This window comes from Streptomyces sp. NBC_00009, from assembly GCF_045040855.1.
GTDB lineage: Bacteria > Actinomycetota > Actinomycetes > Streptomycetales > Streptomycetaceae > Streptomyces > Streptomyces aureus.
Genome location: NZ_CP108312.1, coordinates 8,243,549 through 8,266,420 on the forward strand (window position 1 = coordinate 8,243,549; position 22,872 = coordinate 8,266,420).

At 69.6% G+C, this 22,872-nt stretch carries 21 protein-coding genes and 5 pseudogenes; 12 read left to right on the plus strand and 14 right to left on the minus strand.

From position 1 onward, the window contains the following. Positions 1 to 138: 138 nt before the first annotated feature. Both OHA58_RS37525 and OHA58_RS37530 read right to left on the minus strand, forming a co-directional pair. Positions 139 to 1,194 (minus strand): LacI family DNA-binding transcriptional regulator, encoded by a 1,056-nt coding sequence (locus OHA58_RS37525; RefSeq protein WP_405484267.1) that lies wholly within the window; start codon positions 1,192 to 1,194, stop codon positions 139 to 141. A 240-nt stretch (positions 1,195 to 1,434) separates the two neighbouring features. Further along, positions 1,435 to 1,569: a hypothetical protein gene (locus OHA58_RS37530; protein WP_405485444.1), complete on the minus strand. Its 135-nt coding sequence runs from the start codon at positions 1,567 to 1,569 to the stop codon at positions 1,435 to 1,437. 3 nt (positions 1,570 to 1,572) lie between these two features. Here OHA58_RS37530 and OHA58_RS37535 point away from each other — a divergent pair. Then, positions 1,573 to 2,115 (plus strand): annotated as a pseudogene (locus OHA58_RS37535) (RNA-guided endonuclease InsQ/TnpB family protein); the annotation flags it as partial. Between the two features lie 332 nt (positions 2,116 to 2,447). Here OHA58_RS37535 and OHA58_RS37540 read toward each other — a convergent pair. Further along, complete coding sequence (locus OHA58_RS37540; protein ID WP_405484269.1) at positions 2,448 to 3,074, minus strand: maleylpyruvate isomerase family mycothiol-dependent enzyme; 627 nt, start codon at positions 3,072 to 3,074, stop codon at positions 2,448 to 2,450. A gap of 166 nt (positions 3,075 to 3,240) precedes the next feature. Between OHA58_RS37540 and OHA58_RS37545 the strand changes: the two genes are divergently transcribed. Together OHA58_RS37545 and OHA58_RS37550 are read left to right on the plus strand one after the other, a co-directional pair. Continuing rightward, positions 3,241 to 4,140, plus strand: coding sequence for a GNAT family N-acetyltransferase (locus OHA58_RS37545; RefSeq protein WP_405484271.1), 900 nt, complete (start codon positions 3,241 to 3,243; stop codon positions 4,138 to 4,140). A gap of 119 nt (positions 4,141 to 4,259) precedes the next feature. Then, positions 4,260 to 4,757 (plus strand): GNAT family N-acetyltransferase, encoded by a 498-nt coding sequence (locus OHA58_RS37550; protein WP_405484273.1) that lies wholly within the window; start codon positions 4,260 to 4,262, stop codon positions 4,755 to 4,757. A 145-nt stretch (positions 4,758 to 4,902) separates the two neighbouring features. On the opposite strand, the gene OHA58_RS37555 is transcribed toward OHA58_RS37550, so the two are convergent. Beyond that, the gene (locus OHA58_RS37555) at positions 4,903 to 5,388 is read right to left on the minus strand and encodes a nucleoside deaminase (RefSeq protein ID WP_405484275.1); all 486 of its coding nucleotides are present in this window, start codon (positions 5,386 to 5,388) and stop codon (positions 4,903 to 4,905) included. A gap of 424 nt (positions 5,389 to 5,812) precedes the next feature. Next, a pseudogene (locus OHA58_RS37560) lies at positions 5,813 to 6,442 on the minus strand (NAD(P)/FAD-dependent oxidoreductase); the annotation flags it as partial. A 100-nt stretch (positions 6,443 to 6,542) separates the two neighbouring features. Here OHA58_RS37560 and OHA58_RS37565 point away from each other — a divergent pair. Beyond that, complete coding sequence (locus OHA58_RS37565) at positions 6,543 to 7,238, plus strand: helix-turn-helix domain-containing protein (protein WP_405484277.1); 696 nt, start codon at positions 6,543 to 6,545, stop codon at positions 7,236 to 7,238. Positions 7,239 to 7,758: 520 nt separating this feature from the next. After that, complete coding sequence (locus tag OHA58_RS37570; RefSeq protein ID WP_405484279.1) at positions 7,759 to 8,130, plus strand: hypothetical protein; 372 nt, start codon at positions 7,759 to 7,761, stop codon at positions 8,128 to 8,130. Between the two features lie 118 nt (positions 8,131 to 8,248). Here OHA58_RS37570 and OHA58_RS37575 read toward each other — a convergent pair whose 3' ends face one another. Together OHA58_RS37575 and OHA58_RS37580 are read right to left on the minus strand one after the other, a co-directional pair. Then, positions 8,249 to 9,178 (minus strand): DUF4232 domain-containing protein, encoded by a 930-nt coding sequence (locus OHA58_RS37575; RefSeq protein ID WP_405484281.1) that lies wholly within the window; start codon positions 9,176 to 9,178, stop codon positions 8,249 to 8,251. A 119-nt stretch (positions 9,179 to 9,297) separates the two neighbouring features. Beyond that, positions 9,298 to 10,710 (minus strand): MFS transporter, encoded by a 1,413-nt coding sequence (locus tag OHA58_RS37580; protein ID WP_405484283.1) that lies wholly within the window; start codon positions 10,708 to 10,710, stop codon positions 9,298 to 9,300. Positions 10,711 to 11,284: 574 nt separating this feature from the next. On the opposite strand from OHA58_RS37580, the gene OHA58_RS37585 reads away from it, so the two are divergent. The 3 genes and pseudogenes from OHA58_RS37585 to OHA58_RS37595 all read left to right on the plus strand — a co-directional run bounded on the left by OHA58_RS37585 (position 11,285) and on the right by OHA58_RS37595 (position 12,927). Next, complete coding sequence (locus tag OHA58_RS37585) at positions 11,285 to 11,560, plus strand: hypothetical protein (protein WP_405484285.1); 276 nt, start codon at positions 11,285 to 11,287, stop codon at positions 11,558 to 11,560. Positions 11,561 to 11,698: 138 nt separating this feature from the next. Beyond that, a pseudogene (locus tag OHA58_RS37590) lies at positions 11,699 to 11,962 on the plus strand (RNA-guided endonuclease TnpB family protein); the annotation flags it as partial. A gap of 257 nt (positions 11,963 to 12,219) precedes the next feature. Next, positions 12,220 to 12,927: a carbon-nitrogen hydrolase family protein gene (locus tag OHA58_RS37595; RefSeq protein WP_405484287.1), complete on the plus strand. Its 708-nt coding sequence runs from the start codon at positions 12,220 to 12,222 to the stop codon at positions 12,925 to 12,927. 13 nt (positions 12,928 to 12,940) lie between these two features. Here the strand turns inward: OHA58_RS37595 and OHA58_RS37600 are convergent, their stop codons facing one another. After that, entirely contained in the window at positions 12,941 to 13,204 is a 264-nt protein-coding gene (locus tag OHA58_RS37600; RefSeq protein ID WP_405484289.1) for a hypothetical protein, read from the minus strand. 275 nt (positions 13,205 to 13,479) lie between these two features. On the opposite strand from OHA58_RS37600, the gene OHA58_RS37605 reads away from it, so the two are divergent. The 3 genes from OHA58_RS37605 (at position 13,480) to OHA58_RS37615 (ending at position 18,702) form a co-directional block, all read left to right on the plus strand. Beyond that, positions 13,480 to 13,698: a hypothetical protein gene (locus OHA58_RS37605; protein ID WP_405484291.1), complete on the plus strand. Its 219-nt coding sequence runs from the start codon at positions 13,480 to 13,482 to the stop codon at positions 13,696 to 13,698. 298 nt (positions 13,699 to 13,996) lie between these two features. Further along, positions 13,997 to 17,353 carry a PQQ-binding-like beta-propeller repeat protein gene (locus tag OHA58_RS37610; protein WP_405484293.1) on the plus strand — a complete coding sequence of 1,119 codons (3,357 nt, stop codon included), beginning with the start codon at positions 13,997 to 13,999 and terminating at the stop codon, positions 17,351 to 17,353. 14 nt (positions 17,354 to 17,367) lie between these two features. Next, positions 17,368 to 18,702 (plus strand): hypothetical protein, encoded by a 1,335-nt coding sequence (locus tag OHA58_RS37615; protein ID WP_405484295.1) that lies wholly within the window; start codon positions 17,368 to 17,370, stop codon positions 18,700 to 18,702. A gap of 174 nt (positions 18,703 to 18,876) precedes the next feature. Here OHA58_RS37615 and OHA58_RS37620 read toward each other — a convergent pair whose 3' ends face one another. The 4 genes and pseudogenes from OHA58_RS37620 to OHA58_RS37635 all read right to left on the minus strand — a co-directional run bounded on the left by OHA58_RS37620 (position 18,877) and on the right by OHA58_RS37635 (position 21,058). Next, positions 18,877 to 19,005 carry a hypothetical protein gene (locus tag OHA58_RS37620; protein ID WP_405485446.1) on the minus strand — a complete coding sequence of 43 codons (129 nt, stop codon included), beginning with the start codon at positions 19,003 to 19,005 and terminating at the stop codon, positions 18,877 to 18,879. Beyond that, entirely contained in the window at positions 19,002 to 19,214 is a 213-nt protein-coding gene (locus tag OHA58_RS37625; RefSeq protein WP_405485448.1) for a hypothetical protein, read from the minus strand. Before OHA58_RS37625 ends, OHA58_RS37620 begins: the two co-directional genes overlap by 4 nt. A gap of 16 nt (positions 19,215 to 19,230) precedes the next feature. Continuing rightward, positions 19,231 to 19,350: pseudogene (locus OHA58_RS37630) on the minus strand (LacI family DNA-binding transcriptional regulator); the annotation flags it as partial. An 880-nt stretch (positions 19,351 to 20,230) separates the two neighbouring features. Continuing rightward, entirely contained in the window at positions 20,231 to 21,058 is an 828-nt protein-coding gene (locus tag OHA58_RS37635; RefSeq protein ID WP_405484297.1) for a class I SAM-dependent methyltransferase, read from the minus strand. A 370-nt stretch (positions 21,059 to 21,428) separates the two neighbouring features. Between OHA58_RS37635 and OHA58_RS37640 the strand changes: the two are divergent. Next, positions 21,429 to 21,709: pseudogene (locus tag OHA58_RS37640) on the plus strand (DUF6193 family natural product biosynthesis protein); the annotation flags it as partial. A 199-nt stretch (positions 21,710 to 21,908) separates the two neighbouring features. Here the strand turns inward: OHA58_RS37640 and OHA58_RS37645 are convergent. Further along, a complete protein-coding gene (locus OHA58_RS37645) occupies positions 21,909 to 22,481 on the minus strand; it encodes a TetR/AcrR family transcriptional regulator (RefSeq protein WP_405484299.1) in 573 nt (190 codons plus the stop codon). A 166-nt stretch (positions 22,482 to 22,647) separates the two neighbouring features. Beyond that, positions 22,648 to 22,860: a hypothetical protein gene (locus OHA58_RS37650; RefSeq protein WP_405484301.1), complete on the minus strand. Its 213-nt coding sequence runs from the start codon at positions 22,858 to 22,860 to the stop codon at positions 22,648 to 22,650. Positions 22,861 to 22,872: the final 12 nt, after the last annotated feature.

Below are 22,872 nucleotides of genomic sequence, written 5' to 3' on the forward strand. Positions count from 1 at the left end.
TCATGTATGCGCTGTACGTAAGCGCATACATGACCTTGTAGTACGAGGCGGACCGACTCAAGGGGTCTGGAGGTAACGCTTCCGTAAACGTGCGGAAATCCGCGAACGCGTAGTCGGCAAAGGGCGGTTACGCCCCGCTCAAACCGTGCGTTCCTCTGCGCATCCGCAGCTCGCCCGGCGCGTCACCGTCACCGGCAGCACGCGTACCTCGGCCGCCCGGTCGCGCTGGTGGAGCCGGGCGATCAGCAGCTCCACGGCCACCTCGCCCAGGCGCCCGGTCGGCTGCCGTACGGTCGTCAGCGTCGGCCGCACCAGACGACTCAGCGGGATCCCGTCGAAGCCGGTCACGGCGATGTCGTCCGGGACGGCAACACCGCGCGCCTCCAGGGCGTGCAGCGCGCCCACCGCCATCTGGTCATTGGCGAACACCAGGCCGTCGGGCATGGTCTCGTCCCGGTCGAGGAGCTCCAGCGCGGCCTTGCGGCCCGCGGCCTGGGTGAGGTCACCTCTGGTGTCGGGCGCTTTCGGCAACGGCAGTCCGGCCTCCAGGTGGGCGGCCTGGAAGCCACGGAAGCGCGCCTCGCCGTCAGGTGAGTCGGCCGGGCCGCCGGCGAAGGCGAGACGGCGCAGCCCGTGGTCGACGATCAGATGCCGTGTCAGCTCCAACTGGCCGTCGAAGTTGGCCACTTCGGCATGGTCGTAGCCGGCGTGCCGCTCCCCGGCCAGCAGGACGACGGGCTGTCGGCGCCCCACGACGTCGAGATCCTCTTCGGTCAGCGACTGCGCGAGCACGGCCAGACCGTCCACGCGCCCCGCCACCTCGGCGAGTTGCCGGCCTGCCTGGTCGGCGTGTGCGGCCGAGATCAGCAGCGCGTAGCCCTGGCGCCGCGCCGCGCGCTCCATGCCGCGGATGACCTGGTCCGAGTAGAGCACCAGCTCGGCGTCCTCGGCGCCCGGCGCGTGCTCCGCCTCGGTGTCGTGGAAGTCGGGGAAGCAGAGTCCGAGCACTCCGGTCGCGCGGCTGGCGAGCCCGCGGGCGCTGCCGCTCGGCACATAGCCGAGTTCGCGCGCCGCCGCCAGGACCTTGTCGCGGGTCGCCGCCCGGACCGCGTCGGGGTTGCGGTAGACGCGCGACACGGTCGCGATGGAGACGCCTGCCTGTTCGGCTACGTCGTACACCGTGGGAGTGGTCATCTCGCTGTCTCGCCTCGCCTCTTCGCCCGGCACCCTGTGGTGTGCCCGGCTGCCCGCCGTCGTTGCTGAAAGCGCATTCAGCCTACGGTCGGGCCGGGTGCCGGGGCAACATACCAGGTGCTGGTGCTGGTGCTGGTGCTGGTGCTGGTGCTGGTGGCGGTGGCGGTGGCGGTGGCGGTGGCGACGGCAGACGGCCGCTGGCGACGGCCGCTGGCCTGGGTGCCTGCGGGTGCGGTGCCGTCAGCGGCGCGCGTCGTACAGCACGGGGTTGAGCGGAGTGTCCGGGACCTGGCCGATCGCGGTGCCGGGCATCCAGGCGCGGTCGGCGGCCTGGTGGCCGTTCGTGGGCTCGGCGACGCGGATGTCGGCGTCCATCGCTCTGCGCAGCAGGCCTTGAGCCGCTTTTCGCGCCGCAAGGCCAAGAACCGCACCCGCAACCACCAGCCGGGCGGTGGAGAAGGTCGCGGCGCTGAACGGCAAGGTGCGCCGGCAGCGGCTCGACCACGCGCACAAGATTGCGCTCGGTCTGGTCCGTGAACACGACTTCATCGCGCACGAAGACCTCAAGATCCGCAACATGAGCAAGGCCCCCCGCCGAAGCCCGACCCCGGGCAGCCGGGCGGCTTTCTGGCGAACGGGGCCGCGAGCAAGGCCGGGCTCAACAAGTCGATCAGCGATGCCGATTGGGGGGTGTTCCTGGCGATCCTGAACGCCAAGGCTGAAAGCGCCGGGCGGGAAGTGATGGCTGTGAACCCTCGCAACACCTCCCGCACGTGCCCCGGATGCGGGCACACCGCCAAGGAGAACCGGCCCACCCAGGATAAGTTCCACTGCCTCTCGTGCGGCCACCGGGCACACGCTGACGTCGTCGGAGCAACCAACGTTCTACGGGCCGGGCTGGTCCGTCGCGACGCCAACTAGGCATAGCGAGAAGCCACCCCGTTTACGGGGTGGAGGAGTCATGTAGATCACCGTCATGACGCGGCGCGGGACGGTGGTGCGGGACGGTGGCGCGTGGTGGAAGGTCCACCCCCGGCGGAAGCTCGCGTCGCCGAGGGCGAACGGCTCCACGACGTCCTCGAAGTTCTGCTCGCTAACGGTCTGCTTGAGGCGGGCCTCGAACTCGTCGGAGATGGGCAGGTCGCGGCCGTACGCGAAGTGGTGGCTGTCGCAGGCGAAGGCCGACCGGGCCCATGTCTGGGGCCGGAGGAGGCCGCCCCGTGCCGCGGGCCGGGCAGTCCCGACGAGAGGGGTCAGGCACCTTCCGCCAGCGTGGCGACGCCGGGGCCGTCGAGATCGTAGAGTGCCACCCGGCGCCCCATCACAGCCAGAAGCAGAGAAAGCGCAGGCCCGTTGACCTCTGGCCCGGTTCCGATCGTCAAGTCGGCGTCCGTCGCCGTGAGTTGAATGCGCGGCAGCAGCTCCTTGGTGCCGCCGAAGGACGCCGGGGTGCGTGTCTGGAGCCGGAGTGATCTGACAACGGCCTGTGCGGGGTAGGCGCGGGTGAGGCCGAGGGGCCGGCGGATGTCCTCGCCGTGGATGATTTCTTCGACGAGCCGGCTGTCGAGGGGCGCCGGAGGGGTCGATGTGCGCGATGCCACCTGACGGAACCGCTCCAGGGTCTCCTGCGGTGTGCTCGCGCGTTCGCGTTCCACGCCACGGGTGTTCTGGCGATTGAAGTCGAACCGTGCGAGGGCCAGGTCCTTCACGAAGCCGAGGCGTGTCGTGCGGGCTGTGTCGACCAGATGGGCGAGCACGTCGTGCACGGTCCATCCGTCACAGAGCGACGGCTTCAGCCACTGATCGTCCTCAAGGCGCGCGAGGTCGTCGATCAGCGCCGCACGCTCGGCGTGCACGATTGCCCAGACATCGTCCGTCACGGCTTCTCCTTCATCGGCTCAGCGTCTGCCGGCTAGGACTTCGGGGACTGCGGGAACTCATCGTCCGGCGTGCAGGGCATCCGTTCCGCGACGAGCGGCCCTGCGGTGTCTCCCACCTGCTCGCAGGGGCTGGCCCGACCGCGATTCTCTGACTAAAGTCAGAGGTATGGATGTGACGCAGGTCGACGCAGTGCGGCGGTTCAACCGCACGGTCACTGAACGTGTGGGCGTGCTGCACGACCACTACCTGGGCCTCGACCGGCCCGTAGCCGAGGCGCGGCTGCTCTGGGAGATCGGCGTACAAGGCCGGGACGTACGGTGGCTGCGCGAGCGCCTCGGACTCAACTCCGGCTACGTCAGCCGACTGCTGCGCTCCTTGGAGAGGGACGGCCTGGTGACGGTGGAGCCGCAGCCCCAGGACAGGCGGGTGCGCACCGTACGTCTCACCGATGCGGGTCGCGCGGAGTTCGCGGTGCTCGACCGGCGTAGCGACGAATTGGCCGGCTCTCTCCTGGAGCCGCTCAACACCGACCAGCGCGCCCGGCTGGTGGCGGCCATGGCTGAGGTCGACCGGCTGCTGACGGCCGCGACGGTCACGCTGGACGTGGTCGACCCGGACCGCCCGGACGCCCAGCACTGCCTGCGGTCCTACTTCGCCGAAGTGCGGGAACGCTTCGAGACCGGATTCGACCCCGCGCGGAGCCTGCTGCCCGACGCGGGCGAACTCCGGCCGCCGCACGGCCTGTTCCTGGTCGCCCGGCTGCACGGCGAGCCCGTCGGCTGCGCAGGTCTGAAGCTGCCGGCCGGCGCCCCGGCCGAGATCAAACGCATGTGGGTCGATCCCCGCACCCGTGGCCTGGGTCTCGGCCGCCGGTTCCTGGCCGAGTTGGAGGCGAGGGCCGCCCGGCACGGCTGCGACGTACTGCGCCTGGACACCAACAAGGCGCTCACCGCCGCGATCGGCCTGTACCACTCCTGCGGCTTCCAGGAGGTCGCCGCCTTCAACGACGAGCCGTACGCCCACCACTGGTTCGAGAAGCGGATCAGCACACTGCGGTCGGGTTGAGGACTCCGGCGGGCTGGCGGGTTGGCGGGTTGCGTGCCGGATGGTGAACACGCCTGGCGCGCGCGAGCAACTGCGCCGTGTGGACCACCTGCGCGTCGGCCGGTTGTAGCCTCGCTCCCATGAGCTGGCTTCCGGATGACTTCGTCCACCCCGTCCATGTGCCCGTGCCCCATACTGCGCTGCACCTGCGGCCGATCCGCGAGGCGGACACCGCGCTCGACTACCCGGCTGTGATGGGCTCCCAGAAGCGGTTGTGGGAGATCTTCGGTCCGGCCTGGGCATGGCCGAACGAGACGATGACCTATGAAGAGGACCGCGTCGATCTGTTGCGCCACGAGAAGGAGATTGCCGCGCACCAGTCCTTCAACTACGCGCTGCTGGACGAGGAAGAGATGGCGGTCCTCGGCTGCGTCTACATCGATCCGCCCGAGCGCACCGGCTCCGACGGCGAGATCTCCTGGTGGGTGGTGGACGATCTCGTAGGCAGCGAGGCGGAGCGCGCGCTCGACGCGCTCGTGCCCGAGTGGATCGCCGCCGAGTGGCCCTTCCGGAAGCCCCGCTATCTGGGGCGGGACATCACCTGGCAGGAGTGGCTGTCGCTGCCGCCCGCCACTTGACCGACCTGATGGTCCAACGCGGTCCGGACCAGGCGGGGAAACCGCTGCAAGGAGGCGGGCAGGGAACCGAACGGCCGCGTACGGGGGCGAGTCACTGCCCGCCACCTGGCACCGACCAGGCGGGTGAGAGAGCGGGTGTGGCCGGTCAGGAGTTGGATGACTGTTGTGCCAGGCGTCGGTGCAACTCCTTGATGGCGGGCACGAGTTCGTCGACGGGGCCCTCCACCTCGACCGAGGGAGCGACCTCCTGGATGGTCAGGCTGCGCACGGGTGCCTGGGGGCGGCCCCATTCGGCGAGCCACCCGGACAACTGGGCCGAAGACGCCACGTACACGATGCGGCCCAGCCCGACCCAGGCGTGCGCGGCCGAGCACATCGGACAGTGCTCACCCGAGGTGTAGACGGTGGCGGCGGCGCGCTCCTGAGGCGAGAGCTTCCCGGCCGCCCAGCGGGCGAGTTCGAACTCGGGGTGGCGGGTGGCGTCGCCGTCCGCCACCCGGTTGCGGTCCTCGGCGCGGACGGTTCCGGCACCGTCCACGAGCACCGAGCCGAAAGGCTCGTCCCCGGCCTCCAGCGCCTCGGCAGCCAGCTCGACGCACCGGCGCAAATGGTCCAGCTCACGTGTGTCCATCAAAGCCCTTCCGGCGCTCGACAGGGATATGCGCACGCCATGCTCACACAGACCGCGGGGCGAGACCCGTACCGGTGTGGCACTCGGCGGGTCTGCGGCTGCGCGACGGGCCACTGAGCGGCAGTTGCGGCGCGATCGTCGGCACGGCAGCACCGGTGGGCCCAGAAATAGGTCGGGACGGGGTCGTTGTCAGGAGATGACCTGGTTGAGTTGTCTGCGGGTCGAGTACTGAACTAGTCGGGGCGGACGTCAGGCACAGTGGAGTGGCAGCGCCTAACACTCCGTCATCGACCGGATGAATGTGCGTTGTTGGGAGCGAACGTCAGGCGGAGACGACCCCGGCGGCGGCTTCCGACTCGTCCACGGTCGCGGCAGCGGCAGCCGGGGTCCTCGGGCCGCGGGCGAGGACGTAGACGAACAGGGCGATGGCGCGGGCGGCGAAGCGTGCGTGGGTGTCCTCGTCCAGCTCGGTGCCGCGGGTGAAGTAGGACAGGCCGTCGGTCAGTTGGCGGAACAGCAGCGCATGGTGCACGGAGGCGGGGCCGGTGGCGAGGATGCCGACGGGCTCGTCGCGCACCTCTCAGCCGTGGCAGTACGGGCAGTGCACCACGCCGCGCCCCCAGTGCTCGGCGAGGCCGGGCACGTCGGGCAGCACGTTCCGCAACCCGGTGGACACCAGAACGCGACGCGCCGTCAGGGTGCGGCCGTCGGCCAGGGTGAGCGTGAAACGCGGATCGCCCCGCCACCGGGGGCGGCAGGCTCGGCGGAGGCCACCTCACCGAAGACGACCCGCCCGCCGTAGTGGCGCAAGCGCCTGTTCCCGGCCCTGCTCGAGCAGCTCGGCGGGCGGGGTGCCGTCCAGCACGATGAAGCCGTGCATGGCCTCGGCGGGTGCGTTGCGGGGTGTGCCGCTGTCGGTCACGACGACCGAGCGGCGGGAGCGGGCGAGTATCAGCGCACCGTTCAGCCCCGCGGCACCGCCGCCGATCACCACGGCGTCGATAGTCGTCCGGGGCAGCGCGTCGGTCGCGTATGCAGAAGCCGTCACAGTCATGTCCTCGCGCCCTTTCGGCTCGGGCGTGACCCCACCTTTTCCGGGTCGCCGCATGAGCGAACGTAACCCCTGCTTGCATCACAGGCATACGATGTTGCCTATGACGCAAAATGATGGCGAGCTGGACAGCCTCGTACGCAAACGGATCCGCGCCCTGCGCGTGGCACAGGGCTGGTCCCTGGAGGAGCTGGCCACCCGCGCCAACGTCAGCCAGTCCACGCTCTCCCGCATCGAGAACGGCCAGCGCCGCCTCGCTCTGGACCAGCTGGTCACTCTCGCCCGCGTGCTCGACACGTCTTTGGACCAGCTCGTGGAGACCGCGTCCGACGACGTCGTCATCAGCCCGAGGATCGACGCGGCCCACAGCCTGATGCGTTGGCCCGTCAAAGGCGACCCGGGAATAAGCGTCATGCGTCAGCGGATGACCGAACCGCCCCCGGACAACCCGTCACGCATGCGCGCACACCCTGGACGGGAATGGCTCGTCGTCCTGTCCGGCACCGCGACCCTCATGCTGGGCCACCGCCGCTTCCGGATCGAGACCAACCAGGCCGCGGAGTTCCCCACCATGCTCCCGCACGCCATCGGCGCCGAAGGCGGCCCCTGCGAGATCCTGGGCATCTTCGACCGTGACGCCCGCCGCGGTCACCAGCGCGACAGCGACAGCGATGGCAACAGCGACAGCGATGGCAACAGCGACAGCGATGGCAACAGCGACAGCGATGGCAACAGCGATAGCGGCAGCGGCAGCAAAGGCGTCGGCGGCGACTGCGGACCCGGTGGCCCCTGCCCCTGACCACGCGCCGCGACAGGCGATTCGCTGCACCCCCACCAGCGATGTCGCCGACTCCGGCGGTCAGCCAGACACCCTCGACCTGGACGCGGAAGTCCCCAACGGTCCGCTGATGTGAGGCTGTGCCACTCATGGCGGCCGGAGCATCCGGGGATGTGCAGAAGGCCGTGCCACCAGTGGATTTGTGGGCTGTGAGGCGCTGGTCGAGCCGGTCGCCCGGCTTCGGTACCGAGACCCGGCGCTCGCTCAAGATGACGTGCGGCGGATACGGAGTAGCGTTTACGAGTAGAGCCGCAACCCGGTTCGCGCCACATTGGTGAAGTCTTCTCGCGGTGGGCAGCGCGACTGCTGCTGCGAGGCTCGCGGGTGGAGCCGGACACGGCCGGCACGGCCGGTGGATGGCCACGGCGCGTATCTCAATTTCCAAAGCGGTGTCAGATCGACCGTGCGCCCTGTCCTTCTTGCGTGCGCGGCCATCCATACTCGCGCTCGGGTGCGCGAGACGATGGAAGGGAGAAAGCTCATGCGAGCACTTCGCGTGAAGCGCATCTTCGCGGTGACGGCTACTGGCGTTCTGATGGCCGGTGGCGCCGCGATCGGCGCGGCCGGGACGGCGTCGGCGAACTCGGGCAATCACTCGAGCCACGACGGCTCCGGCTACAGCTGCTACAACAACAACCACCGCTGGAGCTGGTACAACGACGACGACTGCTGGTACCGCGGTGGCAACTACAGGCACCATGACCGCGGATACGACCACGGCCGCGGATACAACCGCGGATTCGACCGCGGATACGACCGTGGTGACCACGGACGCGGATTCGACAACGGCCGTGGTGGCTTCGGTGACCACGGACGTGGATTCGACAACGGCGGCGGTCGTGGAGGCCGTTGACCGCCTGTGTGTCTGACAGCGGGGTGTGCGGACCCGGTCATCGCCGGGGCCGCACACCCCGTTGCGCGCAGCACACCCGGCCCGACCTGACGGGGCACCGGGGCGTCGCGGACTCGCCCTAGCGCTCCGCCTTCGCCCACGGTTTGACTCCGAGCTTTCCGGTGGTTCCGAGGTCGAGGTGCGGGGTTACGGTCACGGGGTCGGCACCGGCCTTCGCCCGGACCCGCACGTGGGGAACGTTCACTGCCGTACCGGCCTCGGTGGTGTTGCGCCATACGAGGCCGGCGGTCGCAGACTCGCCGGGCTTGAGCGTGATGAGCCGTGGCGGCTCGTCGGACCCGGCACCGGTGGTGATGTCGCCGCTGCCGTCGAGGATTTCGATGCCGTCCACGGGGTCGAGGTCGTCGTCCAGAAGTTCCAGCTGCGGGTAGCCGCCGACGGTGTAGTCGCGCTTGCCGCAGTTGTCGAGATGCAGGCCCACCACGCGCAGTCCCATGGCCGCGTCGCCCTTGTCGGCGCTGACCCGGATGCCGGAGGCGGGGCACGTGCCCGGCTCGGCGGGTGCCTGGCCTGCGGGGACCGTGGTCACTTCGAGGACCTTGGCCTGCGTCACCCGCGGGGCGGCGGGCGGCAGTTCTCCGGCCCGGACCGTGCCCCGCACGGTCTTCCCGGGGCCGACGTCGCGCACCGTCGTGGTCTGGTTGGTCACGGCTCCGCCGTCACTGCTCATGAAGGTGAACACGACTGAGTAAGTCAGGCTCTTGGTGCCGTTGTTGGTGACCTCGTAGGTCGCGAGGACCCCCGAGTCCGCGGGGAGGCTGTCGGCGGAGACGGACGTGCTGCGCGTGGGCGAGGGGGAGGCCGACGGGAGCGTCAGCGATGTGATGCGTACGCCGTCCTTGCCCGGGTCGTCGACCTGCGTGTGGGGCGGCGGTTCGGCCGCGTCGGCGCCGGTGTTCCCGGGGCCGGTGTGCTCCGTCCCGCAGGCCGTGAGGAGCAGGGCGGTCGCGGCCAGAACAGGCAGAAGGGAAGAAGCGGGTCTTCGCATGCGATCACCTCAGCAGGGCCTGGGCGACGCGTGTATGACGGAGGCCATAATTCCGGTCACGAAAGTGCCACAAGCGGGCGCTTGTTGAACCATCGTTCCACGGCGTTGCACATCGCCGTTCAGTCGGCGACGGGGCGGTGCGCCCGCCGCGGGACGCAGAAGAGCGCAAGGACAGCGGCCGTCAGGTACGCGGCAGCACCGACGGCCATGCTGGTCCGCAGCCCGGTGGTGAAGTTGCCTGCGGCGGCCAGCAGGGAGCCTCCCAGCGCGACGCCTGCGGCACTGCCGACCTGACGCGTGGTGTTGAACAGGGCGGAGGCGGTGCCGGAGTACTCGTCCGGGGCAGCTGCCATCACGGTGGTGGTGGCCCCGGTGAGGGCGAAGGACGTGCCGAAGCCCGCCGCCATCATCGGCGCCACGAGCAATGCGTAGTCCGGGTTCGGTCCGGCCGCGGCCCAGCCGGCCAGCCCCGCCGCTCCAACGAGCAAGCCGGTGACCACAAGCGGGCGGTGCCCGGTGCGGCGTGCCAGCCGCCCGGACAGGACGGAGGCGAACATCGTCATGGCCACCGCCGGGAAGAGGGCGAACCCGGTGCGCAGCGCGGTCAGGCCGCGCTGATGCTGGAAGTACAGGCTGGCGGTGAAGATCATGCCGTAGAAGGCGAAGTTGAACAGCAGGCCGATGGCCGCTCCGCCGCTCATCGGGCGGGAGCGCAGCAGCCGCAGGGGCAGCACGGGAGTGCGGGCCAGGTGCTCGCGCAGGACGAACGCGGCGGCTGCCAGCAGGCACAGGCCGGCCCCGGCCAGAATCAGCGGGTCCGTCCAGCCACGTCGTCCGGCCTCGTTCAGTACGGCGGTCAGCAGGGCCACCATCGCGATGATCGCGCACTGGGCCGGCCAGTCCACGGGGCGGTCCGTGCGCCGGGCCGAAGCGGGCACGCGGCGCAGCGTGAGCAGCAGGCAGACGCATCCGACGGGCAGGTTGATGAAGAACACCCAGCGCCAGCCCACGGTCGTGACCAGGAGGCCGCCCAGGAGGGGGCCGGCAGAGGCGGCGATGCCTGCCATGGAACCCCACAGACCGAAGGCCCGGGAGCGCTCGGCGGGTGAGGGGTACGCCTGTTGGAGGAGAGCGAGGGAGGCGGGCACGATCAGTGCCGCCCCGAGTCCTTCCACCAGCCGGGCGGCGATCAGAGTCCCGGTGCTCCGGGCCAGTCCGCAGCCGGCCGAGGCGGCGGTGAACACCACCACACCGGTGCAGAAGATCCGGCGGTTGCCCAGCCGGTCTCCCAGCGCGCCGCCGGTGAGCAGCAGGCCGGCGAAAATCAGGGTGTAGCTGTTGGTGATCCACTGGATCCCGGTCAGCGAGGCCGACAGTTCCCGCCCCATCACCGGAACGGCGACGTTGATGATGGTCACGTCCAGGATGACCATGAAGTAGCCCGCACAGACCGCGAGCAGCGGGGCCAGGGACCGGCCCGAAGCCGCAGACCTGTCCGAACCACAGGCCTTGGGACCACCGGCACGCACCATGGCAACACGTTAGTTCAGGAACACGTCTCCCTCGGGAGCCCGGCGCCGTGTCAGGCTCTCACGCTGAACTGCGCGCCGCATCGGACCACGACCGCACCCGATGCGGCGCGCAGATGGACCGCCGGCCGAGTCACGCCATGGCGCACCCGAGCCCGGGGTTCCATCACGCGGGCTTGTTCTCCGCAGGGCCCTTGACGCACCGGGCCGCAGGCCCCAAAGTCGGGCAGTGGCTCCGCCCGGACGCAGCGACGCCAGGATCCCCGGTGTCCCGGGCCGGGCCGTGTGACGCCCGCGTCGAAGCGTCCCCCACCGGTACACACCACTCCGCCGGGGCCTTCGACCTGCCGGCGCCGACCCCCTCCGCGAGCCCCGGTTTCCCCCGGCCTGCGCGCATGGGACCTCACCAACGATCCGCGCAGCCCGCGGACCTGCGACGGCTGACGCCGTCCCGCGCGCCCTACGTGGGCCGGTCACCCGTCCCTGACCGTGGAGCGCCGCCTCCACGCCTGCCGACGCGCGCACTCCTCACTTCCCGTTCCGCTCATTCCCCCTGGAGAAAGGGTGGTAGCAGGGCATGACCGGTCAACAACCCGCCCCCTTCACCGCACACTTGGACCCGCAGCACCGTGACCGCGTCTTCCGGCGCATCGTCCTGCGAACCGTCCCGTTCATCACCGTCGTGTATGTCATCGCGTGGATGGACCGGGTCAACGTCGGATTCGCGAAGCTGACCATGCTGGACGACCTCTCGTGGAGCGAGACGGTCTACGGCGCCACTTCTACGTCCTGTTCTTCCTGCAGGGCGCCTTCGAGGCCGGACTGCAATTGGGGTTCGGTTACAGCGCGATGACATACGTCAATTTTTTGTAGAGGAGTCGTCGTGAGCGAACATAGCCTGGATAAGCGGAAGTTCGGGCATCGGGCCCGGCTGGCCCTGTCTCCTGCGTGTGAGCTCAAGGCCGACGAGCAGGCGCACGCTGCCCGCACGATGTGGAATCTCCTCCACGCGTGGTGGCAGATGATGCCGAAGGAAATGCGGTCGCTCGCGAACGCGGATGCCGCGATCCGCCAGGCTCGTAAGGACATCGACTTCCTCGCAGTGCTCCCGGCCCAGGCCGCGCAGGCCGTGTTGAAGACGTACTTCCAGGCGTGGAAGAACTGCTGGGACGGCCGGGCGGATGCCCCGAACTTCAAGGGCCGCTTCCGGTCGGTGATGTCTGTGGACATCCCGCAGGGACGGGACCTGAACATCGTCGCTGCCCAAGCACCTGCTTGAGTCAGCGGAGCGTCTGGATGCAGGAAACCTGACCAAGCAGGTCACACATGGCTGCCGGATCGTGCGAGGAGATGGGAACGGGTTCGATCTGCGGTGGGGGGCGGGTGACGACCACGGGGCGTGGTGCCGAAGCAGGCCATTCCCGGCTCAACTAGGACCTGACTCTTCGATCATTAGGCTTTCGGCACTACCTCCGGCGAGCGCCGATACGGTGGGCTGACATGCTCAGTTCTATGAAGATCGCGACAGCCCAGTTCACCTGTGTTCCTGCTGACATTTCGGCTAATGCGCGGCAGATGGTCGCCCTCACCGACGAGGCGCGTGTGCTGGGTGCTGAGCTGGTGGTGTTCCCTGAGCTGGCGCTGACCGGGTACGAGCTTGAGGCTGTGCTTGACCGTCGTGATCTTTGGGTGCAGGCGGACGACCCGCGCCTGGATGCGGTCCGGGCGTCTGGTGTCGCTAGCGTCGTCAACTGCGTCGCGGCCACCGCCGAGGGGCGGCCTGCTATCGAGACGCTGGTCTTCGGGCCCGACGGCGAACTGATCACCACGTATCGCAAGCAGCACCTGTTCGAGCACGAGCAGGACGTATTCGTAGCAGGACAGCACGACGGCCGATTTGAACTCGGAGGGCTGCGTTTCGCCCTTGCCACGTGCTTCGACAACCACTTCCCCGAGCTGGTCTCCCGTGGTGCCGCCGATGGGTGCGAGGTGCATCTGGCCAGCTCGCTGTATGGCACGGGCGGCGGAGTGAAAGAGCTGGCGGCGGTGTATCCGGGCATCGCCAAGGACTTCAATCTGCACGTCGTTGTGGCCAACCATGTCGGCCCTGCCGGTGCGTGGACCGGCTGCGGCCGCTCCGCGCTGTGGGCTGCAGGCGGCGACCTTCTCGCGCAGGCCGACGCCGACACGCCCATGGTGGTCACCGCGGAGGTCGGATAGAGCGTGGCATGGCTCAGCAACGCAGCCAGATCAGAAGCGCGGCAGCAGTAACGGTCCCCAGGTAGACGTAGCCGCGCTCATGACGCGTGGCGACGGCTCTGAACTGCTTCAACTTGTTAACCGCCCGCTCTACGCTGTTCCGAGCTTTGTACCGCGCCGTGTCGAAGCCGGGAGGCCGGCCACCGCGCGATCCCTTGCGCAGGCGGGCAGACTTGCTGTCGCGCTTCTCCGGGATCGCGTGTCGGATGCCGCCTCGTCGCAGATAGGCGCGGATCACGCCGTTGCTGTAGGTCCTGTCGGCACCGACACTGTCCGGCAGCCGCCGGGGCCCGCCCAGCCCCAGCCATTGGGGCGCCAGTCCAAGTCGTTGATCGAGATACGGCGCAACCCGACCGCTTTCGGATCCTCCACGCCGACTGAGAGAACACATAGAAGGCAACCGGACGCTGTCTCACGTCATGGTCGCGGTGCGCGATCGACTCCGTGAGCACGCGTGGCGTGAAAGGGGGGACTTGGCAGTCAGCATCCTCAACTCCCCCTAGGTTTCACCCCATGGACCCATCCGTCGATCCTGAACACCGGGCTGCCGAGGCGCGGTCGGGCCTGGTGACCGGTGCGCTGATGCTGGCCACGGTGGCCGGCGAGTTGGTGGCCCTATGGCTGGCCGCACGGTGTGGCCACCGCGTGCTGTTCGACCGCGTCACCGTCGCGAAGTGCACCGGGGCCCTCCCGGCGCTGGACGGCCCGGTGGTCCAGGGCGTGCCCCACTGACGGTTCGTCAGGTGTACGTCCCGACCGTCATGACCGCCACCGCGGCAGACTCGAGGCGGCCTTTGCACACCGGAACCGCACCCTCGCGGCGCAGCACTGTGATCAGAGATCAGATTGCTGGAAGCTTGAGGGCCGGAACGTTAACGCTACCAATTGGCTAGGCGCGATCCCCGCGTCGCAAGCCTGGACCGCGGATCGCGGCAGCGTGCTTCCTTGTAGCTGAACTCTTGCGGACGACCCGGTTAAGGTCGCTCGATCTTGGCTCGGGTATGACGAATTCTGACTAGTCTCCGCTGTTATGAAACACATACGCGCAGCAGGCGGGCTCTGTCTCGTACTGCTGTTCCTCGTGCTGGGCGCCGGCGCCCAGCCTGCCATGGCGCATGTCTCGCGCGAGCATGCCGAACTCGTCGTTTCCACCGGTGTTAACGTAACCAGCGGCCGTCTCATCGTGCACCGTGATGTGGTGTCCGCCGCCGATGCCGGTGCCTGGGCATCCAAGGTGCTGCCGGCCGGCTGCCCGGCCACCGGTTCGGGTGTGCCCGGTGACGACGGCGGGGTACCCGGCGGTGTCGTGATCGAAATGGCGTGGAGCTGCCACCTCGACGCGCTCGACCTGAGCACGCTGCTGAAGAAGGGCGGACTGAGCCAGGTCGTCGTCGAGTTCGACGGCACCGCGGTCGACGCCTCCGCGGCCACACCCCTCGTGGATGCCAAGGGCGCACACGCGCCGCCGGAGTTCCCCTGGCTCACCGTCGCACTCGTGGCGGCGGGCGGTGTCGCGCTCGTTCTCGCCGCCCGGTCATTGCCGTCCCTGCTCCGTGGCCTGCGTACAGGCCGCCGTTTCCACGTCGCGACCGCCGGAGCCGTGGCCCTGTCCTGCCTCGCGCCCCAGGCCGCGTTCGCCGACGACGCGGCACCGCCCACCGTCACCGTGAAGGGCGCCGTTTTCAGGGACGGCAACGCCAACGGCAAGCGGGACAAGGGCGAGCGGGCCATGCCCGGCGTCGATGTCACCGACGGTGCCGCGTGGGCAACGACCCGCGCCGACGGCTCGTACACCCTGGAGATCGATCCGGCGCGACGCGAGACGGATCTCGTCAGCATCGTCTCGCCCGACGGATACACCCCGGCTCTGCGCAAGGACTACATCCCTCAGTTCTTCCACAAGGTCCCCGAAACCGGTGGCAGTGGCGTCGACTTCGCTCTCGTACCGGACCGCAACGCGTCTCGGCCCACCGAGAAGTGGGTGATGAACTCCGACCCGGAGGTCGGCAACCGCACCGACGCCGAGGCGCGCACGGCGCTGCCCCAGTGGACCGGCCAGGTGCGGGCGATGTCGGAGGTCGACGGTGCGACGATGCAGATCGCGACCGGGGACCTGACCGTCACGGACTACGCGGAAGAGCCGCGCCGTCAGGGCGCGTACGACCTGTTCAGCAAGGGACTTGAGGAAGGGCGGCTCGGGCACCCCTTCTACCCCGTGATGGGCAACCACGATGTCGGCGGCACGGCCACGTCCAAGGGCTATGCGGGCAGCCTGGAGTACTACCGCCGCAACCTCGCCCCCGAGTGGTACAGCTTCGACCGCAACGGCCGCCACGTCGTGGTGCTGGAGGACAACTACGACGCGAGCGGGCTCGGACCGCAGCTGGAGTGGCTGCGCAGGGACCTGGCCCAGCACGCGGTCGGCAAGCAGGTGTTGGTCTTCGCGCACCGCTCGCTGTTCACCCAGTGGGGCCCCGGCGCGGGCATGCAGCCGACCATCGACGAGCTGGCCAAGTACGACGTACGGATGGTCGCGGCCGGGCACAACCAGCAGGCGGAGTTCCGGCGCGGCGCCTTCAAGCGGGCGGTCGAGATCAACAATCAGGGCACGTACGGCATCGACGGAGCCCACCCCGACTACAAGGTGCTCGACTTCAGCGGGATCACCGACGATCCGCGTACGAGCCGCAACGAGGACACCGGTCATGTGACGGGCATCCACCGGCAGTTCGACATCGATGACGACTCCGCCCTGGTCAGCCCCGGGCAGGGCAGCGTCCACGGCACGCGGGCCGGGGTGCCCGTCGAGGTGTACGCGGAGGACGACGGCCGTACCCCCGCGAAGGCCACGCTGACCGTGCGGGACGGCCGGGGCCATGTCGTGAAGCGGGCGAACGCGCGGTTCGGCACGGGTGCCGCCGAGCCCGGCATCCAGAACTGCTACACCCCGCCCGGCGGCAAGGCCGAGCCCTGCCCCGCCGCACGCGGGGCGTGGACGCGGGCGAGCGGCACGCCGCTGCGCGGGCTGCGGCCCGGCACCTACACCGCCGAGGCGACGGCGTACGACACAAAGGGAAAGGCGTTCCCGGTGCAGAAGAGCACCTTCGACGTCGTCCCCGACTCCGAGCTGACCAAGCCGCAAACCGGGCAGGACTGGCTGCGGCAGGGCGGCGACGAGGCAGGACGTTCCGCGAGCGGCGACAACCCGGGCGACCGGCTCGACCTCAAGTGGACCCGGCACACCGGCGAGCAGTTCAACCTGAACGGCTCGGTGATCGCGGACGGCAGACTGATCGTCTCCTCCCGCGCCTTCGACTCGCCGTACAGCATGATGCTCGCGTACGACATCGCATCCGGCCGGGAACTCTGGCGTACCTACCTGGACGGCGACGCCGAATCGGCGCCGACCCTCCACGGCGGACAGGTCTATCTGACGACCGGCGTCGGACGGGTCTATGCCCTGGACGCCAAGGACGGGCATGTCGCATGGGAGTCGATCGACCGTGAGGAGACCCACGGCGACACCGTGCGCCGCTACGGACGCGCGGGCGGACCCGTGAGCGTCTTCGCGCTCACCGGCCAGGACCGTACGGTTGCCGTCTACCAGGACGCGAACATGGTCCGCTGCCGGGACGCCAAGACCGGCGTGCTGTTGCCTGGCGGCTTCGGGGCCGCGTTCTCCTGGGGCCAGGCGCACAGCACCGCCATCCGCGAGCCCGGCTCCAACACTGCCTATCTGCACTCCATGTCGAGCAACACCGTCATCGCGATGGACCTCGCGAAGTGCACCCAGCTGTGGGCGAAGGACACTGCAGGAGACATCGACAGCCACTCCTCGCCGGTGCTGACGCAGCCCGCATCGGGCCCGGCGAAGCTGGTGACGTTCACGGCGTACGGCGTCCGCGGGCACGATCCGGAGACGGGCGCGGTGACCTGGGAGTCCAAGGTCGGCGGCGGCAGCGTCTGCGAGCCCGGCCGGGCCCCTCTCACCAGCCCGGCCGTGCGGGGCGACATCGCCTATGTCGCGGGCCGCGACGGTGTGGTCCGCGCCTACGACACGAGTGCGTCCGATCCGTCGAAGCCGGTGTGGGAGACCAAGGCCGGGTATCTGCCGGGCAAGAGCCCGTTGGACGACCCCTGGCGGGTCGCCATGGGCTGCTCGGCCGGCACAGGATCACCCACGATGCACCCCTTGGTGACGAAGTCCTTGGTGTACGTGGGGACATGGGACGGCCGACTGCTGGTTCTCGACCGTTCCACCGGCAAGCAGCAGGCCGCGTACAACCTCGGCGGGGGAGTGGCTTCGGCGCTCTCCGTCAGCGGTGACTGGGTCTTCGCCCTCACGGACGACGGCACGGTCCACGCGCTGGCCGCGCGCCGGGACTGAGAGGAAGCATCACCGTGCAATCACTCCGCACCGGGGTGCTGCTCCTGCTGGCCGCCGTCCCCGTGCTGCTATTCGGCAGCGCGGGGACGGCGCAGGCGCACCCCTTCGGCACCCCGCCCGTGGTCAGGATCGAGGCGAGCGGACATGTCGTGGACGCGGCCTGGTCCGCGCAGAAGGACGACATCGCCGTCGTGAAGAAGCATTCCGGCGGCGACGTGGCTCGCTATCTGCGCTCGCACATCGTCGTACGTCAGGACGGAGCCCCCTGCCGCGTCGCGAAGGCGGACGGCATGACGCTCCGCTTCGTCTGCCGCCATCCGGTGGACCGCATCAGCCTGACGGTCACCGCGCTGACGGACGTCAACCCCGCCTACCGCACGCTCTCCGTGACAGACCAGGGCGGCGGCGGTCTGCACACGGCGAAGGAGCCAACACGGGAGCTCTTCCTCGTATCGGGCGAATCTGGTTCGGGCACCGGTTCGTCGGCTGCGGGCGGGACGTGGACGACCGATCTGGCGTCGCTACTGGACCACGGCGCGGCGCTTCCGACGGCGCTGCTCGTGGCTGCGGCCGTGGGCGCGTTCCATGCTTGTGCCCCCGGGCACGGCAAGTCGCTGGCCGCCGGGTATCTCGTGGGTGGCCGGGGCCGGCCACGCGACGCGATGTGGCTCGGCGGGGTCGTCGCTGTGATGCACACGTTCTCGGTGGCGGTCCTGGCGGTCGGCTGGTGGCTGATGGCGAAACGCACACCGGACGTGGCGGCGCTCACGGGATGGCTGCAACTGGTCGCGGCGCTGGTGGTGGTGGGGGTTGGTGTGCGTCTGCTGCACACGCATCGACGCCACCGCAGGCAGGTCGATGCGCATGCACAGGCGCATCACGAACGCGGGCACGGCCGTGGCCATGAGCACGGGCACGCGCACGGCAGTGGCCGTGATCACGGGCACGGGCACGGGCACGGGCACGACGGTGGGCATGAGCACGGGCACAGTCACCACATCCCCGACGCACCGTCCCTGCTCACGTGGCGGGGGCTCGTCCTGCTCGGCGCGGCTGGCGGTCTACTTCCCTCGCCCTCCGCGTTCCTCGTCCTGTTGGCCGGGCTTCTCACCGGCAAGGTGGCCGTCGCCTTTGCGATGGTGGCCGCGTTCGGCGTCGGTATGGCGCTGACGCTCAGCGGCGTCGGAGTGCTTGTGCTGCGCAGTCGCGACGCCCTGCTCGACCGTCTCCTCCGCTCACGGGCCCTGCGCACCTGGACCCTGAGGGTTCCGGTGTTCGCGGCCTCGGCAGTGGTGGTCGGCGGCACGGTGGCGTCAGCCCTGGCAGCGGGCCAACTCCTGTCACCCTGAGTCCCGTTCAAGCGCCCCGTCCGGCTCGCTGCCGGGCGGGGCGCCCTCTTGTACGGCAGTTCTGTCAGCGGTCAACTCTAGGAGCCCGCCGTCGAGTTGGACCTCGCGCCATCGTGTGCGAGGGCGTGATCTGCGGAACTCGCGATTTCAGTACGCAGGCCCGTCGTGCTGGAATCAGGCGCCGTAGCGGACCACCGATGTCGGGACCACCGTGCGGCGCCGGCCCCGGCGGAACGTCCGGATCCCGCCGAGCGATTCGCTGCTGAGATGCCGGTGGCCGGCACCGGCCGGAACCATGATCATGCCGTCCACCCGGCGGGAGACCAGCTCCTCACCAACTCGCTTTCGCGCCGCACCTGTTCCGCCGTGTTGCCCAGCACCACCCGGAGCCCACGCTTCTCCGCCACTTGCTCGGCACCGAACGCGAGCAGGGAGTAGAAGGGGTTGGCGAGGTTGGTGACGATCAGGCCGATCATCCGGCTGGGGCGGCCGAGGCGCAGGTTGCGGGCCACGTCGTTGCGGCGGGTACCCCAGATCTCGTACGGCGGCGAGCACCCGTTCCCGCATCGCGGCGCTGACGGGCTCGTCCTTCAGGACCCGCGACACGGTCATGGCGCTGACTCCCGCGCGAACGGCGACATCCCGCAACGTGGGGCTGGCGGGTCCGCTCGACCCAGGATGGCCGGACGGGGGCAGCGCTCGCTCTCTCTTTCTCTGCGATTCGGGGGCGACGGCCGCGGTTGCATGTGCTGCGCGCCACGGCCTTCATCGTATGCAGCCGTCAGAGGCCGCCCGCTGCGATGGGCAGCGAGCGGGCCGCCCACCCGCGACACCCAGCAGCGGCACGACGTGCGGGCGCTCGGCGGTGCGGAACACGGTCCTTGCAGCGAGCCCGGCACACAAGTCGGGTCCACGCCCGCCCGCAGTGGTCCCTCGATCAGATCCCAGGACGCCGCGATGGAGCCGCAGACGTCCAGCACCGTGGCCTCGAACCGTGCGAGCCAGGGCGCCAGGGTCGCCCCCAGCGCGCGGAAGGCGTGGTCCAGGACGGACCGGCACGCGCCGGTCAGCACCACGTGCCGGCCACCACCACGTGCCGGTTCGGCGATGGCCCGTACATCGGGGACGACATCCGGATCGTCCGGCGCGGCGCGGGCGTACGCGGCGCGAATGCCTCGTCGCGACACGGTGTCCTCCAGTGGCCGGCCGCCGGACGGCAGCAGATGCGCGCTGCCGTCCGGCGGTACCAGCGGGCCACTGTCGACGGGTTGTTCCTGGTCGAGGAAGGCGGTGCCGACGCCACTGCCGTGCGTGACGCAGACGGCGCGCGGGGGTGGCCGACGGCCGTCCCGGCGACGGCCTCTCCAATTCCGGATGCGTCCGAGTCGTTGAGGAATCGCAGCCTGGCTGCCGCCGCGACGATCGCCGACTTCTCTGGCGCAGGAGCACGGGGTGAGGATGCTGCCGGTTCGGGCACTGCGCCGGGGGCGGTGGACAGGCACTGCTCAGGGTCGTCAGTGGCGGCGGGTCATCGCGGGCCCTCCTCGGGTTTCCATCCCCAGGCGGTGAGCATGCCGGCGGACAGAGCGGCGCATTCGTCGGAGTCCAGGTACCGGACCGCCGCGTCGACGGCCACGTCATCGACCAGACCGGTGGCGAGCATCGCCGCCCGGCTGCGTTCCCAAGTGTCCGCCCAGAAGCGGCTGATGGGGCTGCCCGGCAGCAGCGGAGGCACATGGATCTCGGCGGCGACGGACCCGAACCCCGCCCCGCGCAGCAGCTGCGGGTAGGACGGAACCCAGGAGGTATCGGTCCCGATGGTGGCCCGCAGTCCCTGCCACATGGCCCGCATCAGCGTGGTGTAAGGCGTGTCGGGCGTCCGGTCACTCGTCAGATCGACGGCGTCGCTGAGCACCAGCACACCGCCGGGCGCGACGAGTTCGGCCAATTCCGTGATCAAGCGGTCGTGCTCGGGCAGGTGCATCAGCACGAAGCGCGCGTGGACGAGCCGGAACCGGCCGGGGGCGAAGCCCGGGGCGGTGATGTCGGCCTCCAGCACGTCGAGCCCGGGCACGGGCCGTGCGCTGAGAAAACGCACGTCGCGGTCCACGGCAAGCACACTTGCCACCCCGGCCTCGTCCAGCAGCCGGCGGGATACCGTGCCCGTGCCTGCACCCACGTCGAGGCAGCGCCACCCCGGGCCGATCCCGAGTGCCCGCAGTCGCGCCATGGTGATGTCGTCGTAGGCGAGGGCGCCGAAGTCGATGCGCTCGCCCTCGCCCGCCTGTCCGGGACGAAAGACGGCCTCGCCGTAGCGACTGCTGCCCGGCACGCCTTCGCGCGGAGTGGCGCTCACGTCGCGGTCATGGGTGAGATGCCGAGGGTACGGTCTTTGATGAGTTCCAGTGCCCGGTCGGCGAGGGACTGGAACGGCGGGTCGTCGAACAGTTTCATGGCCGGGCCTCTTCGTCGGTGGGGCGGCAGTGCCGGGCGACCCGTCCCGAGGCCGCCGCGCCATCGATCCTCCACCGGCGGCCACCGGCACAGCCGAGGCGCGCCGTGCTGCCTGAGCCAACCGGCCCAAGGGTGCTGAACACGAAGCAGCCGAGCCAGCGAGTGGTGCCGGCTCGGCTGCAGGCCGAGGCGAGACCCGAGGTGCGTCGACTACAGGTTGTGCGATGCCTCCCAGCGGGCCTTGCTAAGGGCCTTGCTAAGGGCCTTGCGCCATGACCAGGGATGCAGCGGGCGACGCCGTCGTTGAAGCGGGTTGGCAGAAGGTGCGTGACGACGGACGGGTGCGGGGCGACCTCTTGGAAGCGGCTTACGCGGAACCTCGCCTGCGGCAGCTCTTTCGCTGGACCGGGATGGGGAACTTCACTTCAGTCGCTGCACCGAAAAGAGGTGGACCTGGGACATTCCCTACATTCAGCCCGCCACCGAGCGTACCTATCGGGTTTCCGGGCCCCTGCGCAACAAGACGGTGGGCCCGGCGGCTACCGCACAGGACGCCATGGCCATGGTGCTCGAGCGTCTGCCGGCGGGCTGCGGCCCCGCCTTCGTGGGCACTCCCGAAGAACTCGCTGCCCACGAGGCCTTCTGAGGCCGGGACTTGGCCGACCTCACCGTGCAGGCTGGGGTGGACCCCCTTCGGTGGAACCCCAGCTGCAGTCGCCGTACTGAGCGCCGTCGCGGCCCCGGCGGGAATCTCAGCCGATGGCTACGGCGGGGCGCCCCGCGCTGAGGCAGCGCTCGAGGCGTCGTAGAAACCCGTCGAAGGGCTCGTCATCGGGCCAGGTGTCATAGGCAGTGATGACGGCGGCCAGTGCGAGGTTCACCTGCAGGGTCGCGCTGAGGTCGGCGCCGGGGGCGGTGCGGGATGTCACCCACTTCCTCAGTTCGGTGAAGAACGCCTCGCCGAAGTTCTGGCCTGACTGGGCGAGGGCGGGTGACTGAGCTTTGAGGCGGCGCTGCAGTGGCATGCGGTCCCGCAGGCTCTCGACGAACCCGGTAAGGATCACGGTCAGCGAATCCCACAGCGGCTCGTCCGCGGGCCGGCCGTCCATGAGGGCCTGCCAGGCGCCCCGCTCCTCGGGGTCCTGGTCGAAGACCACGGCCTCCTTGCCGGCGAAGTAGTTGAAGAACGTGGCACGCGAGACATTCGCCGCGGCCACGATCTGCTCGACGGTCGTGGCCTCGTAGCCCTGCTCTTCGAACAGTCGCAGTGCGGCGGTTCGGATGGCGCGCCAGGTCGCCAGTTTCTTGCGCTCCCGCAGGCTCATGGATCCTCTTTCTCTCCCAGGTTCCATTCTACGGTCGCTCGTGGATGAATATATGTTTGGATGCATCTAATCTTTCGAGCTGCATCCTGTGTACTGAGCCGCCGAGACCGCACTGAGGGGCGCAGGCGAGCGCGACAGCGGGTGTGCCCCTTCTTTTTTGCCGGTGTCAGTGTGGTCGCGCTTGCCGACTCCCGCGCAGGCGAAGGCGGCGACGATGCGCCGGGGTCCGGTCGTCGTGGGCTTGTTCGACAAGGCTGAAGGTCGCGGCGCCCATCAACACCGTGGCGAACTCGCCCAGGCCGTGCCGGGTGAGATGTCCGGCGAAGTGGTGCGACGCCTGGCCGACGAGCACGACGATGACCAGGTCGTAGAAGAGCACCAACCGGCTGGC

What these genes read in the sequence shown, in the direction of transcription:
- OHA58_RS37580 (WP_405484283.1), bottom strand. Translation starts at nt 10,710, where the DNA reads ATGGTGCGTGCCGGTGGTCCCAAGGCCTGTGGTTCGGACAGGTCTGCG.
- OHA58_RS37525 (WP_405484267.1), bottom strand. Translation starts at nt 1,194, where the DNA reads ATGACCACTCCCACGGTGTACGACGTAGCCGAACAGGCAGGCGTCTCC.
- OHA58_RS37550 (WP_405484273.1), top strand. Translation starts at nt 4,260, where the DNA reads ATGAGCTGGCTTCCGGATGACTTCGTCCACCCCGTCCATGTGCCCGTG.
- OHA58_RS37555 (WP_405484275.1), bottom strand. Translation starts at nt 5,388, where the DNA reads ATGGACACACGTGAGCTGGACCATTTGCGCCGGTGCGTCGAGCTGGCT.
- OHA58_RS37645 (WP_405484299.1), bottom strand. Translation starts at nt 22,481, where the DNA reads ATGAGCCTGCGGGAGCGCAAGAAACTGGCGACCTGGCGCGCCATCCGA.
- OHA58_RS37565 (WP_405484277.1), top strand. Translation starts at nt 6,543, where the DNA reads ATGACGCAAAATGATGGCGAGCTGGACAGCCTCGTACGCAAACGGATC.
- OHA58_RS37575 (WP_405484281.1), bottom strand. Translation starts at nt 9,178, where the DNA reads ATGCGAAGACCCGCTTCTTCCCTTCTGCCTGTTCTGGCCGCGACCGCC.
- OHA58_RS37595 (WP_405484287.1), top strand. Translation starts at nt 12,220, where the DNA reads ATGAAGATCGCGACAGCCCAGTTCACCTGTGTTCCTGCTGACATTTCG.
- OHA58_RS37620 (WP_405485446.1), bottom strand. Translation starts at nt 19,005, where the DNA reads ATGATCATGGTTCCGGCCGGTGCCGGCCACCGGCATCTCAGCAGCGAA.
- OHA58_RS37610 (WP_405484293.1), top strand. Translation starts at nt 13,997, where the DNA reads ATGAAACACATACGCGCAGCAGGCGGGCTCTGTCTCGTACTGCTGTTC.
- OHA58_RS37570 (WP_405484279.1), top strand. Translation starts at nt 7,759, where the DNA reads ATGCGAGCACTTCGCGTGAAGCGCATCTTCGCGGTGACGGCTACTGGC.
- OHA58_RS37605 (WP_405484291.1), top strand. Translation starts at nt 13,480, where the DNA reads ATGGACCCATCCGTCGATCCTGAACACCGGGCTGCCGAGGCGCGGTCG.
- OHA58_RS37545 (WP_405484271.1), top strand. Translation starts at nt 3,241, where the DNA reads ATGGATGTGACGCAGGTCGACGCAGTGCGGCGGTTCAACCGCACGGTC.
- OHA58_RS37530 (WP_405485444.1), bottom strand. Translation starts at nt 1,569, where the DNA reads ATGGACGCCGACATCCGCGTCGCCGAGCCCACGAACGGCCACCAGGCC.
- OHA58_RS37585 (WP_405484285.1), top strand. Translation starts at nt 11,285, where the DNA reads ATGACCGGTCAACAACCCGCCCCCTTCACCGCACACTTGGACCCGCAG.